Raw genomic sequence first — 17559 nt, forward strand, 5'->3', positions numbered from 1 at the left:
GAAGTGCCTTAAAGGTGAGCGAGCGTTCGGGAAAAATGCCTTAAAAGTGAGCGAGCGTTGGAGCTATGCCGCCGTGATGCGCAGTGGGAGGGAGCGCCATCCGCGGAGGGTGTTGTGTAGGTACGGCAAGGGCTCGCCCACCAGCTCGATAGCTTTGATCCGCTTGGCCATGGCCGTGAAGAGAACGTCCATCTCAAGCCGGGAAATCGGCTGGCCCACGCATTGGTGGATGCCCATGCCGAAGGCGAGATGGCCGCCGGCGTTGCGGTCGATCATGAACTCGTCGGCCGTGGCCCCCCAGTGCGCTGCATCCCGGTTGGCCGAGCCCATAAAGAGGAGTACCTTGGCTCCGGCAGGCAGCGGGATGCCCCGGAACACCGTGTCCGCCGCAACGGTCCGGAAGAAGGACTGGAACGGCGATTCGTACCTGAGCGCCTCGTCGATCGCGAACTTGGCCAGCCGGGGATTGGCGTGCAAGCTTGCCCATTGCTCCGGGTGCGCAGCCAAAGCCTGCAGAGTGTTCCCGATCGAGAACACCGTGGTATCCAGGCCCGCGGAGAGCATGGCCCGTACCAGCAAGGCGGCCTGTTCGGGGGTGATCTCGCCGCGGTCGGCGAATTCCCAGATCTGGGCTCCCATGCCATCCGGGGAGAGGTTTTCCCGGGCGCAGTTGTCCATGACCCAGCGGTGCGTGGGTTCGCCCTTTTCGAAGAACTCGCGGGACCGTTCGTCGTCGGGCCCGAAGGAACTGAAGTTCATGGCTCCGTGCGGCAGAAGATTGGCTTCGCGGCCTTCGCGAGGGATGCCGACGGCGTCGCCAAAGACGCGGATGGGAAACAACTCGGCGAGGTCAGTGACGCCGTCGAAGGTTTCCCGCTCGATCAGCCTGTCCACGAGCTCCTCGGCGAACTCTTCAAACCGGGCCCTCAGGGAGCGCACTCCGCGCGGAGATATGACACCTGCCATTGCTGCGCGCATCGGTCCGTGGACGGGGGGATCCGATTCCAGGATGCCTTGCGGACGCCAAGCGGGCTCGTGGTGCAGGTTCTTGGGGCCCACGCCAGCACTTGAGATGAACGTGCGGTAGTCCTCCAGGATCTCTTTGCATTCCTCGAAGCCGGCGAAGGCCAGGACACCGTATTTCTCTAGCCACACTGCCGGCCCGGCCGCCCGCATCCGTTCGAACAGGGGATACGGGTTGGTGAGGTTTTCGTCCGTGTACGGATCGTCCTGCGGGCCAGAGAGGACGGGAATGGTTTGCGGGGGAGTGCTGAGTGACATCGTGGGCCTCATTACCGTCGATTTTTGCTGAGATCCAATCCGCGGCCAACTCCCGTAGGGGCGGACAAGCGGATTCGTGGCATCAAAGTATCGGTCTCAAAGAGCAATGGCTAAACATCATTCTCTCTCTGTGGGAATCTGGTTTGTCGCAATGCTTTGGCACCCTGCACGATCAGTTCGTGACCGGCGGCATAGGGTGATCGATCGAGGAAGGAGGCATCGCGTGGCAACCCACACTTCATTTGAGCGGGGCCTCATGATCCTCTCGGAAATCGCGGACAGCGGAGATACCACCGTGGAGGGCGTGGCGCTCAAGCTGGGCATTCCCGTGAGCACCACCTATCGCTACTTTCGCCAGCTTCGAGAGCGTGGATTCGTCCAGGAGGACGCGGGCATCTATCGGCCGGGGCACGCGCTGCTGGCCTTGTCCGGACGGCACCTGACGCAGAGCCATCTCGCCGAAGTTGGCACGGCTGTGCTAAAAAGCATCGTGGATGCCGTGGGGGAAACCGCCGTGATGGTGATCCGGGTGGGTACGCAGGCCATGTGCCTGCGCCGCGCGGAACCGGACAAGGCCTTCAAATACACTTTCGCGGTCAACGAGCTCCTGCCGCTGACGGCGGGCGCCGGCCCCCGGACGCTGCTCGCGTGGGCGCCGGCCGACGTCGTACGCCAAGTGCTCGACGGCGACCTTCCGCGCTTCACTGAAAACTCGCCTTCCGCGGAGCAGATTCTGCTCAGCCTGGCGCAGATCCGATCTTCCGGCTGGGCAGTCTCGCGGGGCGAGCTGGATCAAGGCGCCGTCTCGGTGGCCGTACCGGTGATGCTGGGCGGCGAAGCGGTATGCGCACTCAACGTTGCCGGCCCGGAGAACCGCTGCGGGTCCCGGGCGTGGCTGAATTCGACTTTGAAGACAATGAACGAGGCAGCGGAGAACCTGGCGGCGTCGCTTGGTTCCCTCGCAAGCCGCAGAACAACACGAGAGGTAAGCGATGACGCTCGAAACTCTGCTTGATACAGCGCCGGTGGTCCTGGGGACGCACCGTGCAACCCTGCAGGATCTGATCCAGGTTGCCCGCTACCGGCGTCCCGTCGTGGTGCATGAGGAAGCCTTGGCGCGGATGAAACCCAGCCAGGAATGGCTGGACGGCGTCATGGATGACATGCGGGCAGGGAAGGAAACCGCGCCGATCTACAGCATCAACACCGGCTTTGGTTCCCTCGCCGGCCGCAAGGCCTTCGACGAGCCGTCCGACGCCGCAGAGCTCTCCCGCCGCCTGGTCCTCTCCAACGCCGCCGGGGTTGGCCGCTATGTGGACGAAGAGGTGGTGCGGGCAACCATGTTCATCCGCATCGTGAGCCTGACGCAGGGCTACTCGGGTGTGCGGGCGGACATCGTGAAGACCCTCGCGGAGATGCTCAACCGTGGCGTGTACCCGGCTATCCCCGAATACGGTTCCCTGGGCGCTTCCGGCGACCTCATCCCGCTGGCCCACGTGGCGATTGTCATGTCGCGCTCCCACGCTGGCGAGGACGAGGAACTCGACTCCGGCGAGGCCTTTGTGGACGGTACGGTGGTGTCCGGGATCGCGGCCATGGCCCACGCAGGAATCGAGCGGCTGCCGCTCGGTGCCAAGGACGGCCTGGCCCTTTTGAACGGCACTTCTTTCTCCTGCGCCCAGGCCGCGCTGGCCTTGTTCGACGCCCAGAACCTCCTCGAAACCGCCCAGATCACCGCGGCTATGACCATCGAAGCACTCCTGGGCTTCGGAGATGCCTTCATTGACGAGCTCCACCAAGCCCGCGGCCAGCGCGGCCAGATCGAGGTGGCTGCGCGTCTGCGTGAGCTCCTCTCCGGCAGCGGGTTGGTGGACGGCGACGCCGGACGGGACCCTGTGCGCCAGCCGCCCCAAGACGCATACTCGCTGCGGTGCATCCCGCAGGTTTTCGGTCCGGTCAAGGACACTTTGGAGTTCGCCGCAGGCATCATCGACAACGAGATCAATGCCGCCACGGACAACCCCCTGATCTTCCCGTCGCTGCCTCCCACCCGTACGCTCAAGGCGGTCTCGGGCGGCAACTTCCATGCCGAGTACGTGGCGTTCGCGGCAGACTTCATCTCGATCGTGGTCACCGAAATCGGCAACATCACGGAGCGCCGGCTCTTCAGGCTCGACGACGGCACCCTCAACCGGGGCCTTCCGGACATGCTCGTTGCAAGCGAGCAGATCGGTATGGACTGCGGCTACATGCTGCCCCAGTACCTTGCCGCCGCCTTGGTATCCGACTGCAAGACCCTCGCGCACCCGGACAGCGTGGACTCCATCCCGACGTGTGCCAACCAGGAAGACCATGTGTCCATGGCCAACAACGCGGGGCGGCACGCGCGCCAGATTGTCGCCAACATCGAGTCTGTGGTCGCCGTGGAGTTGCTGATGGCCGCGCAGGCCTTGGAACTGCGGATGGACATGTCCGCCACGGCAGGGGCGAAACCTGCCGCAGCGAGCCTGGCCGCCCTGGCCCTCTTGCGTTCCACCGCAGCAGCCGACGGCCGGGCGATCGGCCACATCAAGCAGGACGTTGTCCTGTATCCGCGGCTACGCAAAGCCGGGGAACTGGTCCACGCCGGGGCTGTCGTGGCCGCAGTGAACGCCGCGATCGGCGGAGGCATCGATGATGCTCCAGGCCACTGACGCTGCCCAGCCGGGCACTGCGGTGCTCGCTGCAAAAGGCTTCTTTCAAGTAGCGGTCAGTGTGCTCCGGAGGGAGGCGGACGGGGTCGTTTCGGTGATTCTCAAGGATCCCGACGGCGGTGCGCTGCCGGTATGGGAGCCTGGCGCCCACATCGATGTGCTGTTTTCCAACGGAATACTGCGCCAATACTCCCTCTGCTCCGAGCCTGAGGATCGGTCCGCTTGGCGCATCGCAGTGTTGCGCGAGCAATCCAGCCGGGGCGGATCGAGTTTTGTCCACGAGGAGTTGCGGGCGGGGGATGTCCTCGATGTCCGGGGCCCCAAGAACAATTTCCGTGGAACGGCGGGTTCTGGGGAGAAGGTCTTCGTGGCCGGCGGGATCGGAATCACGCCCCTGCTGCCGATGATCCGCGCAGCGCAGGCGGCCGGCGAGCCTTGGAAACTGTTGTATTTGGGGTCCAACCTTCATTCGATGGCTTTCCTGGACGAGATTGCCGGTCTTGACCCCGCTGGGACGAAAACCAGGATCCATGCCAAAGACGTTTCCGGCGCCCTGGACTTGATTGGCTACCTCCGGGAAGAAGGGCTCAACGCGGACTCGACGGTTTACGCCTGCGGCCCGCCGCGGTTGCTCAGCGAGCTCCGCTCGGCCCACCGGGCCGGCGTGGTTCCGCAGCTGCTCTTCGAGGACTTCGGTCACGCCGAGCCCGACGCCGGGACCGGCCCCGCCGGTTCTGCCCCCGCCGGTTCCGGGCAGGATATCGGGAACGCCGCCCGCGACAACTTGCCTTTCGTGGTGGAAACCGCTGACGGACTTGAAATTGATGTTGCGGAAACCGAGACAATTCTCGATGCCCTGCAGCGATCGGGAGTTCCCGCGTTGAATTCCTGCAGAAAAGGAACGTGTGGGACGTGCGAAACGGTGGTTTTGGCTGGAATTCCAGATCATCGCGATGAAATTCTCAGTGACGAAGAACGTGCCTCAAATGAAACAATGATGATTTGTGTTTCACGCTGCCGCGGGGAGAGGTTGGTGCTGGAACTCTAGGCCGATCAACGGCGGCTTCCCCTTTGTTTGCGGGGCGAATTGGCCTCCCTGGTGCGGGTCATGGGCCCGCCTGGGGGCTGGGATTTCAACGGCTTTCGATTTAGCCTGCCCATTTTCACATGCCGGATCCGATGCTCTTCGGATCCGGCATTTGTCATTTAGAAGTACTTTTGAATTCACGCCGAATGGCTATTGTGATGCGTCCAATTCATCTCTATGCTGATCCAAGATCGCAGAGACTCTTTCTGAATTTCCATTCCGGCAGCAGTTGTTCCATAGTTCGCACTAAGCCGTAATAACCCAAGGAGCACGCATTGAATATTTCTGAATTCTCCCTCCGTAAGCCGGCCCTCGTGGCCATTGCACTCGCCGCCGTCGTCGGACTGACCGCTTGTGGCGGCTCGGCCAGTGCGGGTGGCGACGCAAGCGCAGCGGCAAATGCGGCAAAGGCGCCGCTCTTCGGCCAGTTGCCCAAGGAGATCCAGGGGGCGGGCACCATCAAGGTGGCCAGCAACGTCGAGTATCCTCCGTTCGAGTCCATCGACAAGGACGGAAAGACCATCGTCGGAATCGACCGTGAGCTCGCGGACGCCCTCGAGAAGAAGCTCGGCGTTACCCTCGCCTTCGACAACATCGCTTTCGACGCCATCATCCCGGGCCTCGCGTCGGGCCGCTATGACATGGGCATGTCCGCGATGTCGGACACTCCCGAGCGGCAGAAGCAGGTCAGCTTCCTGGACTACTTCTCGGCAGGCGCCGGCATCATGACCACCAAGGCCAATCCGCACAACGTGAAGTCACTCGACGATCTGTGCGGCGCAAAGGTGGGCATCGTCAAAGGCACTACCGAGGATGCCGACGCCGCGGCCCAGTCCGGCAAATGCCAGGCCGCGGGGAAGGAACAGCTCGCCATCACCATCTATGCCGGGCAGAACCAGGCAGTCCTGGCGCTACAGAGCGGACGGGTGGACGCCTTCCTGCTCGATACCACGTCGGGGTCAGTGGTCGCCGCCGAGAGCAACGGTGACTTGGTGATGGGCAAACCGTATCAGGAGGGATTCTTCGGCATCGTGTTCCCCAAGGACAGCACGGACCTGATCAACGTGGTGCAGAAGGCCATGGAGCAGATCAAGGCAGACGGCACCTATAAGTCGATCCTCGCCAAGTACAAGATGGATGACCACGTGATCGAGAAGTTCACCGTCAACGGAGCCACCAAGTGACCCTGTACACGGCTACGGAGGAGGAGCAGAATCTCTCGATCGTCCCTGCCCGCTACCGCGGGCGCTGGGTCATGGCAGGAGTGGTGGTCCTTGGCGTAGCGCTCATGGCCTATGGCATGGTCACCAACCAGCGGTTCCAGTGGGGCACGGTGGGAGAATACCTGTTCGCCGCTCCGGTGCTGGCCGGCCTGGGTAATACGCTGATGCTGACCGCTGTTTCGATGGCCATCGGCATCGTCCTGGGAATCGCCGTGGCCGTGTGCCGCTTGTCCCCGAACCCCATACTTTCCTCCGCCGCGTGGGCCTACTCCTGGTTCTTCCGCGGCACCCCGCTCATGGTCCAACTCCTGTTCTGGTTCTTCATGGCGGCGCTGATCCCGAAGCTGGTGCTGGGCGTTCCCTTCGGCCCCAGCTTCTTCGAAATCTCCACCAACACGCTGATCTCCCCGTTCACCGCGGCGATCCTGGGCCTGAGCCTCAACGAGGGCGCGTATATGGGTGAGATTGTCCGCTCCGGCATCCGGGCTATCCCGGTGGGCCAGACCGAGGCAGCCAAAGCTATGGGAATGACGAGGCTACAGACCATGCGCCGCGTCATCCTCCCGCAGGCCATGCGCGTCATCATCCCGCCCACCGGCAACGAGACCATCGGCATGCTCAAGTACACCTCGCTGGTGATCGTCATCGGCTACAGCGAGCTCTTGACGTCGGTTTCGATCATCTACTCGCGCACGTTCCAGACCATCCCGCTGCTGATCGTGGCGGCACTTTGGTACCTGGCCGTCACAGCGGTCCTGTCCGTGGGCCAGTACTACGTGGAACGGCACTTTGAACGGGGCTTCACCCCAATGAAAGCCGCCAAATCACTCCCGAGTGCCGCAGCGAACGCTCTCTCGAAGTCCGGTCTCCCGCCGGCGTCGAGCGCCTCTTTGGCGACGGCTAGCGGACCCGCAGAAGAACTGGAGAAGGTCAAGTGAAGGAACCAATCGTTCGGGCCCGGGACATACGCAAGTCCTTCGGCCATCTGGAGGTCCTTAAAGGCATCAGCCTGGATATCAATGCAGGCGAGGTCGCGTGCCTGCTGGGGCCGTCAGGCTCGGGAAAGAGCACCTTCCTCCGCTGTATGAACCACTTGGAAAAGATCGACGGCGGCCAGCTGTGGGTCCAGGGTGAGCGGATCGGGTATCGGCGCTCCGGCAACAAGCTTCACGAACTCAAGGAGCACGAGACCGCGAAGCAACGCGCATCGATCGGCATGGTCTTCCAGCAGTTCAATCTCTTTCCACACCGCACTGCCCTGGAAAACGTCATCGAGGGGCCAACGGTGGTCCAGCGCATCCCCAAGGAACAGGCCGTCGAGGAAGGCCGGCAGCTGTTGGCGCGCGTAGGGCTGGCGGACAAGGAGGACCACTACCCGGGCCAGCTCTCGGGCGGCCAGCAGCAGCGCGTGGCGATCGCTCGCTCGCTCGCGCTCAAGCCCTCGGTCATGCTCTTTGACGAACCCACGTCGGCGCTGGACCCCGAGCTCGTGGGTGAGGTGCTGGACGTGATGCGCTCGCTTGCGGACTCAGGGATGACGATGATTGTGGTCACCCATGAGATGGGCTTCGCCAAGGAAGTGGGCAACGTGGTCCACTTCATGGCCGACGGGCAGCTCGTGGAAAGCGGCGATCCGCACCAGGTCCTCGAAGACCCGCGCGAGCCGCGCACCCAGGCATTCCTGTCCAAGGTCCTTGCATGAGCAATCCGGCACAGTTTGGCGCGTTGCTGGAGGGCAGTGAAGTCGAACGCACTGAAGTCGAGCGCCCGACGGCGGTCCCCGCCGCCATCGTCGAACTCCAGCAAGCGCTGGGCGGCAAGGTCGCCGTCGATACCGCCGCCCGCACTGCCCGTTCACATGACCGTTCGCACCTTCCATCGGGGCTGCCGGACGCCGTTGTGCGTCCGTCCTCCACGGAAGATGTCGCGACGGCAGTACGGATTTGCGCCGCGCACGGCGTGCCGGTGGTGCCGATCGGGGCCGGAACGGGACTCGAAGGAGGTGCCAACGCCCGGGCCGGGGTGGTCACGATCGATCTTTCCGGCATGACCGGCATCCTGCGCCTCAGCCCGGCGGATCTGGATGTCACGGTCCAGGCCGGAGTGATGAAGAGCGCCCTCAACGCTGAGCTGGGTTCCTATGGCCTGTTCTTCCCGGTGGGCCCGGGCGTGGACGCGAGCGTCGGTGGCATGTGCTCCACCCGTGCCAGCGGCACCACGGCCGTCCGCTATGGGACGATGCGCGAAAGCGTCCTGGGCCTGAAGGTGGTTCTTGCCAGCGGCGAAATTGTGCGCACAGGTGGCCGGGCGAGGAAATCCGCGGCCGGCTACGACCTCACGCATCTCTTCGTCGGCGCGGAGGGCACCCTGGGGATCATTACCGAGGTCACGCTCCGCGTCTACGGCCAACCGCAAGCCGTCTCGGCCGCCGTCTGCGGATTCCCCTCGATTGAGGCGGCGTCCCTGGTAGTGCAGGAAGCCATCCAAGCGGGGATCCCGCTCGCTCGCGTGGAGTTGCTGGACGACACCACCATCGCCGCCGTCAACGCCTACTCCGCGCTCGAATTGCCCGGAACTGCCAGCTTGCTGTTCGAGTTCCACGGGACTCCACGCGCAGTGGAGGAGCAGACGGGGCAAATCCAGGCTATCGCCGTCAGGCACGGTGGCAGCGGCTTCGACTTCGCCACGGAGGCGACGGACCGCCAGCGGCTATGGCAGGCCCGGCACGACGTCCTGCCGGCGTGCCAGGCCCTCGTGGACGGCGCGCACACGTGGTTGACGGATGTATGCGTACCCATCTCACGGCTGGCCGAATGCATCGCCGCCACCAAGGAAGACATCGTTGCCTCGGGGTTGGTGGCCCCCATTGCCGGGCATGCGGGCGACGGAAATTTCCATCTTGCCATTGTCCTCAAACCCGGGGACGACGACGCGTTGGCAGGGGCCTCGGCCCTGAACCGGCGGCTCGTGGCCCGCGCACTCTCGATGGGAGGCACCTGCACGGGCGAGCACGGCATCGGTGCCGGCAAAATGGATTCACTCCGCGCTGAGCATCCCGCCGGGGTGGGCGTCATGGCCGCAATTAAGGCAGCCTTGGACCCGGACAACCTGATGAACCCCGGCAAGGTCCTGGCGCCCGCCCGTACTTCGCCGCAAGTTTCGCAGGCTCCGGTGAGCCAGTCGCCGCGTCCGTTGCCTCGACCCGGCATCGCGGCGCTTCCGAGCTACTCCCGGGCCTCAGGTCTGGGCAGCGTCACCTGGGTGGCGTCTTCCAACGAGTCTTCCGTGCCGCCGTCGTCCGCTGTCCAGGACGCCATCGCGGCCGCCGCCGCCGGGGCTGAACCGCTACCCGAGCCTCTTTGGCGACGAGCTGGTGGCAGCGATCGCACGGCGCTTGGGGCTCGCGGATGATCAGGTGGTGGTGGGGGCAGGCTCGTTGTCCTTGCTCCAGCAGTTGCTTACGGCATACACCGGGCCCGGCACCGAGGTGGTTCATGCCTGGCGCAGCTACGAGGCATATCCCATTCTGGTGACCGTGGCAGGGGCGTCAAGCGTTCGGGTGGCGCTCGACGCCGGGTTCCGGCATGGGCTGGACGCCATGGCGGACGCGATCACGGAGCGCACGAAAGCTGTGATTGTCTGCAACCCGAACAACCCCACGGGGACCGTGATCCAGCATGATGAACTGGTTCGTTTCCTCAGCCAGGTGCCCGGAAACGTGCTGGTGGTGCTCGATGAGGCCTACCGCGAATTCACCCAGCCGGAAGAGGACGAAGTAGCCCTGCTGGCGATGTTCCCCAATGTGGTGGTCCTTCGGACCTTCTCCAAGGCCTACGGGCTCGCCGGAGCGCGGGTTGGATACCTGGCCGCCGCTCCGGACATTGTTGGCAACCTGCGGAGGTCGGCGCCGCCGTTCGGCCTGAGCAGGGTGGCCGAGGCAGGAGCTGTTGCAGCTTGGGCCGAAGAAGCGCTCCTGCACGCGACCGTCTCGGCAATCGTGGCGGAGCGGGAGTTCCTTGCCGGGAAACTGCGGAACCGCGGCTTTCAGGTGCCGGAAAGTGGCGCGAACTTCCTGTGGATTCCGGTGGAGCGGGCAGGGGAGCTGGAGCAAGCCTGTGTGCGCCACGGCGTTTCGGTCCGGGCGTTCGACGGCGAGGGGGTGCGTGTGACCATCGGCGGACGTGATGCGTCGCGGGCCGTGCTGGCAGCGGTGGACTCGCTCGGAGGGGGCGCGTGAGTAATTTTCCAACATTCCGTCCGTAAGTTACCCTGCGTTAGCCTTTTGTCTGGTTGGATTGGGTTTATTGGGGCAGACACTGGAGGCGCCGTCTCCTACCGACCCGAAGGTAGTAATGGAGCTCATCGAGGCCGAATATCCTCGGCCAGGACACGTCCTTCTGCACCTGAGCGACTCCCATCTGGTGGGAGGGTCGGAACCCCTGTACGGCGCGGTTGATAGCGAAGCCCATCTCAGGCAACTCTTTTCGGAAGTCCATGCGTCCAAGGTCCGCCCCGACGCCGTGATCTTCACCGGTGACCTGGCCGATCAAGGCGAACCGGACGCTTACGCCAAACTCCGGGCGATCGTCGAGCCCGCCTGCCACGAGATGGGCGCACGCGTGATCTGGGCGATGGGAAACCATGATGACCGTGCCAATTTCCGGGCGGGGCTGTTCGACCAGAGCGGCAATGACGCCCCGGTGGATCACAGCTACTTCGTCAACGGGCTGCGGATCATCACGCTGGATACTTCCGTGCCGGGCTTCCATCACGGCGAACTGAGCCAGAGCCAGCTCGACTGGTTGTCGTCGGAGCTCGCCACCCCTGCCCCCGACGGCACCATCCTTGCCCTTCACCACCCGCCGGTTCCGAGCGTCCTTGACCTAGCCATCCTCGTGGAGTTGCGCGGGCAAGCTGCGCTGGCCGAGGTAGTACGCAATTCCGATGTCCGTTCCATCCTGGGCGGCCACTTGCACTACTCCACCACAGCCACGTTCGCTGGCGTCCCCGTGTCAGTGGCTTCCGCGAGCTGCTACACGCAGGACCTCAACGTTCCGCAGGGCGGCACCCGGGGACGGGATGGCGCCCAAGCCTTCAACCTGGTGCACGTCTACGAGCAGACCATTGTGCATTCGGTGGTGCCGTTGGGGAAGTCACCAACCGTCGGCGAGTACGTCAGCCCGGAAGCCACCAGGCGCCGGCTCGCCGAAGCAGGTGTCCGGATTCCCCAGCGGCCTACCCACGAACGCGCTGTCAGGGTGGACGCGAAGCGCCCGGAGATGACGCGGCGCTAGCGGACTACTTCTCCCACGGAGCTTTGACCGGGAAGTACTTCTCCATGAAGTCCGTCACGAGCCCGGCCCGTTCGTCCGCGGCCACCTCGGGGAAGCTGCCGTCGTTGAGGCAGAAAAAGTCCACATTGCGTTTCGCCAGAAGCGTGGGCAGGTAGTGCAGCCCTGACCACAGGGTGGTGTCCACGTACCGGACTTTGGCGGCAGTTTGCGTCACTGCACGCCCGGTGAGCAGCGAGTAGTAGTGGTAGAACGAGTTGGTCACGGAGATGTTGTCCGCCGCGCGGAACCTGCTGCCTGCCGTCTTGGCGAACTCGGCCGGAAACTCGCGCTCCATCTCGGCGATCACGCTGCGGCGCAACGGAGCGGCGGTGTGCTCCAAGTGGCGCGTGGTGATGCGGCCGAACCGCTCCCAGAGGAGCTTCCTGTTGACACGGGCGGCGTTCTCGAACCCGCTGCGTTCGGCGTCGTTCGCTCCCAGTCCAATCCGGGTGGAGGCTTCGATGAACTTGGTTATTCCGCCGGGGGTGAAGAACATGTCCGGCGCTACGGGGCGGCCGAAGAACATGTCGTCGTTGGAGTAAAGGAAGTGCTCGGAGAGATCCCCAATGTGGTGCAGCTGGGATTCCACGGCCTGCGAGTTGTGGGTGGGCAGCACCGAGGAGTCCTTGAAGAACTCTTCGCTGCGCACGATCCTGACGTCAGGGTGTTCGGCCAGCCACTCCGGCGCGGGTGAGTCCGTGGCGATGTAGATCCGGCGGATCCACGGCGCGTACATGTACACGGAGCGCAGGGCGTATTTGAGCTCGTTGATCTGCCGGAAACGGGCCTCGTGGGCGTCACCCTCGCCGAGGACGACGTCCTTCATCTGCTCGCGGCGGGCCGCGATGTAGGCGGGGTCGTTGCCGTCCACCCATGAAAAGACGATGTCGACGTCGAAGTCGATGTCGCTCGCGTGGTCCGCGAACATGTTCTCGATGGTTGGCCAGCTCAGCCCGTGGCGATTCACCGTGCCCCGAACGGCGTCCTGGCGCAGCATGGTTCGCCGGGTCAGCGAGTTCTCCACGGGCAGCACGAGTTGCTCGCCGTCGAACTCCCACAATTCCAGCTGCACGCCGAGGGAAGGACCGTAGGTCAACCCGCCTCCGGGTTCCACGCGTGGACGGAACAGCCTGAAGATCCGGGCCTTCCGGTTGCTGGAGAGCTCACCGTCCGCCACCAGCAGGGTGGATTTCTTCCGGGCATCCACGGTCATGGAGTAGAACGGTTCGTTCCGGAAAGCGGACACCAACGCCTGGCGCAGCTTCTTCCGGAGGTTCCAATCAACGGCGATCACCGGCCGGTGATCGTTTCCGCGGACCAGGATGAAATCCAGCCCTGCCGCGTCCAACGCCGCGCGAATGAAGAGGAGATCTTCGACCATGACCTGCTGCGGCGTGCGGTTCCGGTTCAGCAAGCTGTATCGGCCACGATGGCGGACGACGTCGGCGCGGTGCTTGAGGCGCGCCTCGACGGCGGGCGACGTCGGTTCTGGAACGACCGCGTCGTCGTCGGAGGCGGGGCTACCGAAGTAAATCGCTTGCTGGTCCATGACTGTGATGGCTTTTCTCCGAAAGGTTGTGGGAAACGCGGGTTTAGCGACTCAGCCCGCCAAGGCTTCACGCCAGCTGCGCAGGAATGCGCCGCCGGCGTCGTCGTGAATGACGTCCTCGCCCAGGCCGAGGTCTGTGGCTGTAAGAACATCGTAGGGCTTGTTGGGCACACCGTCCGCGGGACGGACGTCGATGTGCTTGACGCTGTGGTCATTGTGGTGGAGCCAATCGGCCATCGCGTAGTCCGTGCGCGAATCACCCACTGTCCGCCAAGCCTGCGGGGTGATTCCTTGCGCGGCGAGGAGTTCCACCGCGCGGCTGGCTCCGAGATCCTTGCCGAGCCGGATGGATTCGATGTCCGTGGAGATGATGGTGGGATCCAGGCGGTAGTCGGCAGCGTCGTCGGACCCTGGTGCGTGGTGGTCCAGGAGCGCGGCAGAGAGCCCATGCCGGCCCATGAGCTCCAAGGCATCGGCGTCGAAGAGCTTCTGCTCGGCCAGGTAGTCGTCGCTCGGGACGTCCAGATGCTGCTCCACGGACACCATGGCCCGCTTGGTCTCATCGAAGAACATGTGCGTTGCGTAGTCCTCCGCCACCATCCGGCGGACGTCGTCGCCATACGCTTTCGGAACGGCGAGTTCATGGTCCACATGGATGGGGCCGGGGCCGCCCGAGGTGTAGCTGAACCACACGGCGCCCTTCTCGCAGATCGCGTGGACCACGGTTCCTGCGGGCATTCCGGCGGCGATCATGGGCGCCATGACCTGCTCGCGGATGAAGGCGTCTGAGCGGCCGGTGTTGAAAATGACAGGGATGCCTGCGGACGCCAAACTCACAAGATCGGCGATGATTTCCGGCTTCACGTCGCGCGTCACGGGACTCGCGACGGGGCCGTCGACGTCGAGGAGGAGTGCGAGGGCGGGAGCAGCCGGGTGCGCGGTGCCTGGCATTGGAGCAGTCATGATCCCATTCTGTCAGTCCTGCTTCACGGCGGCTGCGGTGTGACGGCCGACGGCGGCAGGGGGCTCCGCTTGCGGGGGTACCGGCCGCCTACGGTTACCATTTGGCCACAACCTTGGTGGGAGTGTTCCCGTAAGTTCCCTTGGACGTCTTACTTCTTTAGGCTTGCACAGTGATCTTCAAAGCTGTGGGCGAGGGACGCCCGTACCCCGACCATGGTTTTTCCACGCCCAAGGACTGGGCCTCGCTGCCGCCGCGTCCGGTCAGGCTCGATGAACTTGTCACCACCAAGCGCACCCTCGACCTGGAAGCACTGTTGGCCGAGGACTCAACCTTTTTCGGGGACCTTTTCCCGCACGTGGTTCAGTACCAAGGCGTGTTGTACCTCGAAGACGGACTTCACCGTGCCGTCCGTACAGCCCTCCACCAACGCACTGCCATCCACGCCCGGGTGCTGGTGATAGATGGTTAATGAGACACTCCCGGAAGAGCAGGTGGACGTGCCCCAGAATGGTGCTCCGAAGAAGTCCCGGAGACGTCCAAAGGATGCGACACGCCTGCACGGGCATCGCATTGTCAGCGGGCCGGAACTACGAGCCACTTTTGCCGATACTCCCGGGCCTGAAAACCATCCCGGGTGGTTCAGCCGCCGTCTCTTGCACGGCATCGTCCTCGCACTGCTCGTCGGAGTGATCCTTGCCGGGGTGGTGGGCGCCTGGGCAGTCATGAACGGCGTGATCCGCTTTCCCTCGGCCGTCGCCAGCAAGGCTCCGGCGACCCTGTGTCCAACCACCGTCTTCGACTACATGCCCAACAACAAGGTCAAAGTCAATGTCTACAATGCCGCCGGCCGGGCTGGCTTGGCGAAGAGCGTGGCTGACCAGCTGAAAGCCCGGGGATACGACGTTGGCGGCGTCGACAACACCACCACGAGCTACACCGGATCGGCGGTAGTTGTTTCGGGATCCGGAGGCCAAGCGGCAGCGTTCAACATCCAACGGAACATTGCGGGCACCGACTACTTCCAGGACCAGCGCACGGATGCCACAGTGGACCTCATCCTCGCGCCCGGCTTCTCGGCACTGGTGCCGCCCGAGCTCGTAGACAATACGCCGGGCAAACTCAGTTGCCCGCGCGAAGACCAACGGATTGCGGACAATTCGAAGTTGCCGGTGATACCGAAGTCTTGACGTCGGCGCCAGCCCCGGCGGGAGTGTCACGCCAGGCGCGCGGGCCGGCCGTCGTCGTCGAACCTTGCTCCGGCGCCCAACTGGATGAAACGCACGGTCTGGACCAGCCGCCCCTCAAGCTCGTCCGGTTCCGACCCGTTTGCCGCGTTGCCGCGGGCCGCGCTGGACGAGAGGGTTCCGTGGATGAGCCTGGCGAGCTGCTCGACGTCGGTGGGCGGAAGGTAGCCTGCTGCGATTCCGTCGCGCAGGATGTCCTGGAGCAGTAAGTTGAGTTCGCCCACGTGATCCGCCAATTTCGCAAAGGAAGCGGGGGAGAGGACGGCCGCCATCGCGGGGCCCGGCGGGAGGTGCCGGCGGCTCAGGTCTTCCACTTGGGCGCGTACGTACAGGGCCAGCCGGTCCACGGGGTTCGGCAACGCATCGAGGGAATCGCGCAGGTCGCCCAGGAATCGTTCGGTCTCGTGCAAGGCGTACGCGATCAGGAGCTGTTCCATGTCGGCGTAGTAGTTGTACACCGCGGTCCGCCCGACGCCCGCGTGCCGCGCAACGTCGGTCATGGTCAAGCCGGGCAGGCCGTGGGTAAACAGCAGCTCGCCGAAGGCAGTCAGGATCCGGCGTCGGGTTTCAGCGCGTTGCGCCGCATTGTTGGCGGCCGTAATCCTGGGCATACAGACACTTTACAGTGATCTGTCAGCAAAGCTGTGTGTGTGCGAAGCTCGCGCGGATCCTTGAGCGGCGGAGAAGCTAGATCGCGCAGCCGTCCGGACCGCAGGCTTCGGCGTCCGGGCTTCCGACGGCGACCAGCGGATTGGCTTCCTGCCATGCCTGGGTGAGGGCCTGGGTGAAAACCTCGGCGGGCTGTGCGCCGGAGAGGCCATACTTGCGGTCGATGACGAAGAAGGGCACCCCCGTGACGCCGAGCATCCGGGCTTCGGCGATGTCGCCGCGGACGTCCTCGGCGTACTTGTCGGTGCTGAACAACTCCGCGACCTCGGCTTCCGGCAGCCCCAACTGGCTGCCAAGCCGGGTCAGGTATTCCTGGCTTCCGATGTCTTTGCCGTGTTCAAAGTGGCCGCTCAGGAGGAGTTCCTTGGCTTTGTCCTGCTTGCCATGGGCTGCCGCGAGGTGGATCAGGCGGTGCGCAGTGAAGCTGTTTGCCACCACGACGTCGTCGAAGCGATAGTTGAGTCCCTCGCCTTTGCCCTGCAAAGCGACGTGATCGAACATCTGGCTGACCTGCGAAGGATCCATGCCCTTGCGCTTGCTCAGGTAATCGAGCTCGGTGCCGTCGTAGTGCTCGGGGATGCTCGGGTCCAGCTGGTAGCTGCGCCACTGGATCTCAACCGAGTCGCGGTGCGGGAATTCGGCGAGGGCCGTTTCGAACCGGCGCTTTCCGATGTAGCACCACGGGCAAGCGACGTCTGACCAGATCTCAATCTTCATGCCGGCGACAACAGGAAGGCCCGGCCTGTCATTCCCGGATCGGTCTGTTGGACTGGTCACAGCCCGGCGTTCACGATGCGCAAAATGATGTGCGAGGCGGAAACGGGATGGCGCTACGGGAATTCACGCGTCGCTGGGAATTCCGCGCGTCACAGGTTCCTAGACCGCCCGTTCCATGACGAAATCGTGTTCTACGGCATCACCAAGGCGGAACGACTTGGTCCCGACCTTCCTGAATCCGCTCTTCTCGTAGAAACGGACCGCCTTGGCATTCTGGCTGTTGACGCCAAGCCACACCCCCGCCGCGCCAGTGCCAGCAGCGTGGTCCAAGGTGGCCTTCATGAGCTCCGCGGCGGCACCCAGGCCGTGGTGTCCAGGATGGACGTAGCATTTGCTCAGTTCCACGCAAGGCGTCAGGGTCAGGGCCGATGCGACGTCGGCATCGCTCGCTGGGCGGGCGACGAGCATGCTGTAGCCGCGGAGTTCACCGGCGGCATCGATGGCCAGGATGGTGATGTCCGGATCGGCGAGGTACTCCGTGAACTTTTCCGCGCTGAGGGTTTTGCGTAGGTGCGCGGCGATGTCTTCGGGCGAGGATTCCGGCGGGCAGGCGAGCGGAAAGGTGACGGCTGCAAGCTCCGCCAGCCGTCCGGCGTCGTCCGCTGTTGCTTCACGGATTGTCTGGCTCATGCGGTTCCTCTCAGGAATGTGGCGCGGAGATGCCCCTCAAGACTGATCTTAAGGGGCATCCAAGCAGGAATCACGACGGCGATGGCCGCCGAACCATTCCGCCTTCCGT

Annotated in this window: 17 protein-coding genes; 11 read left to right on the top strand and 6 right to left on the bottom strand. The window is 64.1% G+C overall.

From position 1 onward, the window contains the following. Positions 1-63: 63 nt before the first annotated feature. Complete coding sequence (locus ACX5I4_RS01590) at positions 64-1281, bottom strand: cytochrome P450 (protein ID WP_461835110.1); 1218 nt, start codon at positions 1279-1281, stop codon at positions 64-66. A 223-nt stretch (positions 1282-1504) separates the two neighbouring features. Here ACX5I4_RS01590 and ACX5I4_RS01595 point away from each other — a divergent pair, with 223 nt between their 5' ends. From ACX5I4_RS01595 to ACX5I4_RS01635, 9 genes are all read left to right on the top strand, one after another. Continuing rightward, positions 1505-2296 (top strand): IclR family transcriptional regulator, encoded by a 792-nt coding sequence (locus ACX5I4_RS01595; RefSeq protein ID WP_461835111.1) that lies wholly within the window; start codon positions 1505-1507, stop codon positions 2294-2296. Then, entirely contained in the window at positions 2274-3974 is a 1701-nt protein-coding gene (locus tag ACX5I4_RS01600; RefSeq protein ID WP_461835112.1) for an HAL/PAL/TAL family ammonia-lyase, read from the top strand. The genes ACX5I4_RS01595 and ACX5I4_RS01600 overlap by 23 nt, the downstream gene beginning before the upstream one ends. Next, complete coding sequence (locus tag ACX5I4_RS01605) at positions 3955-5022, top strand: PDR/VanB family oxidoreductase (RefSeq protein WP_461835113.1); 1068 nt, start codon at positions 3955-3957, stop codon at positions 5020-5022. The genes ACX5I4_RS01600 and ACX5I4_RS01605 overlap by 20 nt, the downstream gene beginning before the upstream one ends. 314 nt (positions 5023-5336) lie before the next feature. Continuing rightward, positions 5337-6245, top strand: coding sequence for an ABC transporter substrate-binding protein (locus ACX5I4_RS01610; protein WP_461835114.1), 909 nt, complete (start codon positions 5337-5339; stop codon positions 6243-6245). Next, positions 6242-7222, top strand: coding sequence for an amino acid ABC transporter permease (locus ACX5I4_RS01615; protein WP_461835115.1), 981 nt, complete (start codon positions 6242-6244; stop codon positions 7220-7222). The genes ACX5I4_RS01610 and ACX5I4_RS01615 overlap by 4 nt, the downstream gene beginning before the upstream one ends. Continuing rightward, on the top strand, positions 7219-7986 hold the full coding sequence (locus tag ACX5I4_RS01620) for an amino acid ABC transporter ATP-binding protein (protein ID WP_461835116.1): 768 nt from the start codon (positions 7219-7221) through the stop codon (positions 7984-7986). Before ACX5I4_RS01615 ends, ACX5I4_RS01620 begins: the two co-directional genes overlap by 4 nt. Further along, positions 7983-9695, top strand: a complete 1713-nt coding sequence (locus tag ACX5I4_RS01625) for an FAD-binding oxidoreductase (protein ID WP_461835117.1) — start codon at positions 7983-7985, stop codon at positions 9693-9695. The genes ACX5I4_RS01620 and ACX5I4_RS01625 overlap by 4 nt, the downstream gene beginning before the upstream one ends. Then, entirely contained in the window at positions 9658-10521 is an 864-nt protein-coding gene (locus ACX5I4_RS01630) for an aminotransferase class I/II-fold pyridoxal phosphate-dependent enzyme (RefSeq protein ID WP_461835118.1), read from the top strand. Before ACX5I4_RS01625 ends, ACX5I4_RS01630 begins: the two co-directional genes overlap by 38 nt. A gap of 115 nt (positions 10522-10636) precedes the next feature. After that, positions 10637-11578 carry a phosphodiesterase gene (locus tag ACX5I4_RS01635; RefSeq protein ID WP_461835119.1) on the top strand — a complete coding sequence of 314 codons (942 nt, stop codon included), beginning with the start codon at positions 10637-10639 and terminating at the stop codon, positions 11576-11578. A 4-nt stretch (positions 11579-11582) separates the two neighbouring features. On the opposite strand, the gene ACX5I4_RS01640 is transcribed toward ACX5I4_RS01635, so the two are convergent. Next, a complete protein-coding gene (locus tag ACX5I4_RS01640; protein ID WP_461835120.1) occupies positions 11583-13166 on the bottom strand; it encodes a stealth family protein in 1584 nt (527 codons plus the stop codon). Positions 13167-13217: 51 nt separating this feature from the next. Continuing rightward, on the bottom strand, positions 13218-14129 hold the full coding sequence (locus ACX5I4_RS01645; RefSeq protein WP_461835121.1) for a Cof-type HAD-IIB family hydrolase: 912 nt from the start codon (positions 14127-14129) through the stop codon (positions 13218-13220). Positions 14130-14299: 170 nt separating this feature from the next. Here ACX5I4_RS01645 and ACX5I4_RS01650 point away from each other — a divergent pair, with 170 nt between their 5' ends. After that, entirely contained in the window at positions 14300-14599 is a 300-nt protein-coding gene (locus ACX5I4_RS01650) for a type II toxin-antitoxin system VapB family antitoxin (protein WP_184741705.1), read from the top strand. Continuing rightward, positions 14592-15317, top strand: a complete 726-nt coding sequence (locus ACX5I4_RS01655) for a LytR C-terminal domain-containing protein (protein ID WP_461835122.1) — start codon at positions 14592-14594, stop codon at positions 15315-15317. Before ACX5I4_RS01650 ends, ACX5I4_RS01655 begins: the two co-directional genes overlap by 8 nt. Before the next feature lie 26 nt (positions 15318-15343). On the opposite strand, the gene ACX5I4_RS01660 is transcribed toward ACX5I4_RS01655, so the two are convergent. The 3 genes from ACX5I4_RS01660 to ACX5I4_RS01670 all read right to left on the bottom strand — a co-directional run bounded on the left by ACX5I4_RS01660 (position 15344) and on the right by ACX5I4_RS01670 (position 17450). Beyond that, positions 15344-15985, bottom strand: coding sequence for a TetR/AcrR family transcriptional regulator (locus ACX5I4_RS01660; RefSeq protein ID WP_461835123.1), 642 nt, complete (start codon positions 15983-15985; stop codon positions 15344-15346). Between the two features lie 76 nt (positions 15986-16061). Further along, the gene (locus ACX5I4_RS01665; protein WP_461835124.1) at positions 16062-16760 is read right to left on the bottom strand and encodes a DsbA family oxidoreductase; all 699 of its coding nucleotides are present in this window, start codon (positions 16758-16760) and stop codon (positions 16062-16064) included. Between the two features lie 159 nt (positions 16761-16919). Beyond that, positions 16920-17450 carry a GNAT family N-acetyltransferase gene (locus ACX5I4_RS01670; protein ID WP_461835125.1) on the bottom strand — a complete coding sequence of 177 codons (531 nt, stop codon included), beginning with the start codon at positions 17448-17450 and terminating at the stop codon, positions 16920-16922. Positions 17451-17559: the final 109 nt, after the last annotated feature.

Source organism: Arthrobacter sp. MMS24-S77 (assembly GCF_054888235.1).

What these genes read in the sequence shown, in the direction of transcription:
- ACX5I4_RS01590 (WP_461835110.1), bottom strand. Translation starts at nt 1,281, where the DNA reads ATGTCACTCAGCACTCCCCCGCAAACCATTCCCGTCCTCTCTGGCCCG.
- ACX5I4_RS01625 (WP_461835117.1), top strand. Translation starts at nt 7,983, where the DNA reads ATGAGCAATCCGGCACAGTTTGGCGCGTTGCTGGAGGGCAGTGAAGTC.
- ACX5I4_RS01640 (WP_461835120.1), bottom strand. Translation starts at nt 13,166, where the DNA reads ATGGACCAGCAAGCGATTTACTTCGGTAGCCCCGCCTCCGACGACGAC.
- ACX5I4_RS01600 (WP_461835112.1), top strand. Translation starts at nt 2,274, where the DNA reads ATGACGCTCGAAACTCTGCTTGATACAGCGCCGGTGGTCCTGGGGACG.
- ACX5I4_RS01635 (WP_461835119.1), top strand. Translation starts at nt 10,637, where the DNA reads ATGGAGCTCATCGAGGCCGAATATCCTCGGCCAGGACACGTCCTTCTG.
- ACX5I4_RS01670 (WP_461835125.1), bottom strand. Translation starts at nt 17,450, where the DNA reads ATGAGCCAGACAATCCGTGAAGCAACAGCGGACGACGCCGGACGGCTG.
- ACX5I4_RS01605 (WP_461835113.1), top strand. Translation starts at nt 3,955, where the DNA reads ATGATGCTCCAGGCCACTGACGCTGCCCAGCCGGGCACTGCGGTGCTC.
- ACX5I4_RS01645 (WP_461835121.1), bottom strand. Translation starts at nt 14,129, where the DNA reads ATGACTGCTCCAATGCCAGGCACCGCGCACCCGGCTGCTCCCGCCCTC.
- ACX5I4_RS01660 (WP_461835123.1), bottom strand. Translation starts at nt 15,985, where the DNA reads ATGCCCAGGATTACGGCCGCCAACAATGCGGCGCAACGCGCTGAAACC.
- ACX5I4_RS01665 (WP_461835124.1), bottom strand. Translation starts at nt 16,760, where the DNA reads ATGAAGATTGAGATCTGGTCAGACGTCGCTTGCCCGTGGTGCTACATC.
- ACX5I4_RS01655 (WP_461835122.1), top strand. Translation starts at nt 14,592, where the DNA reads ATGGTTAATGAGACACTCCCGGAAGAGCAGGTGGACGTGCCCCAGAAT.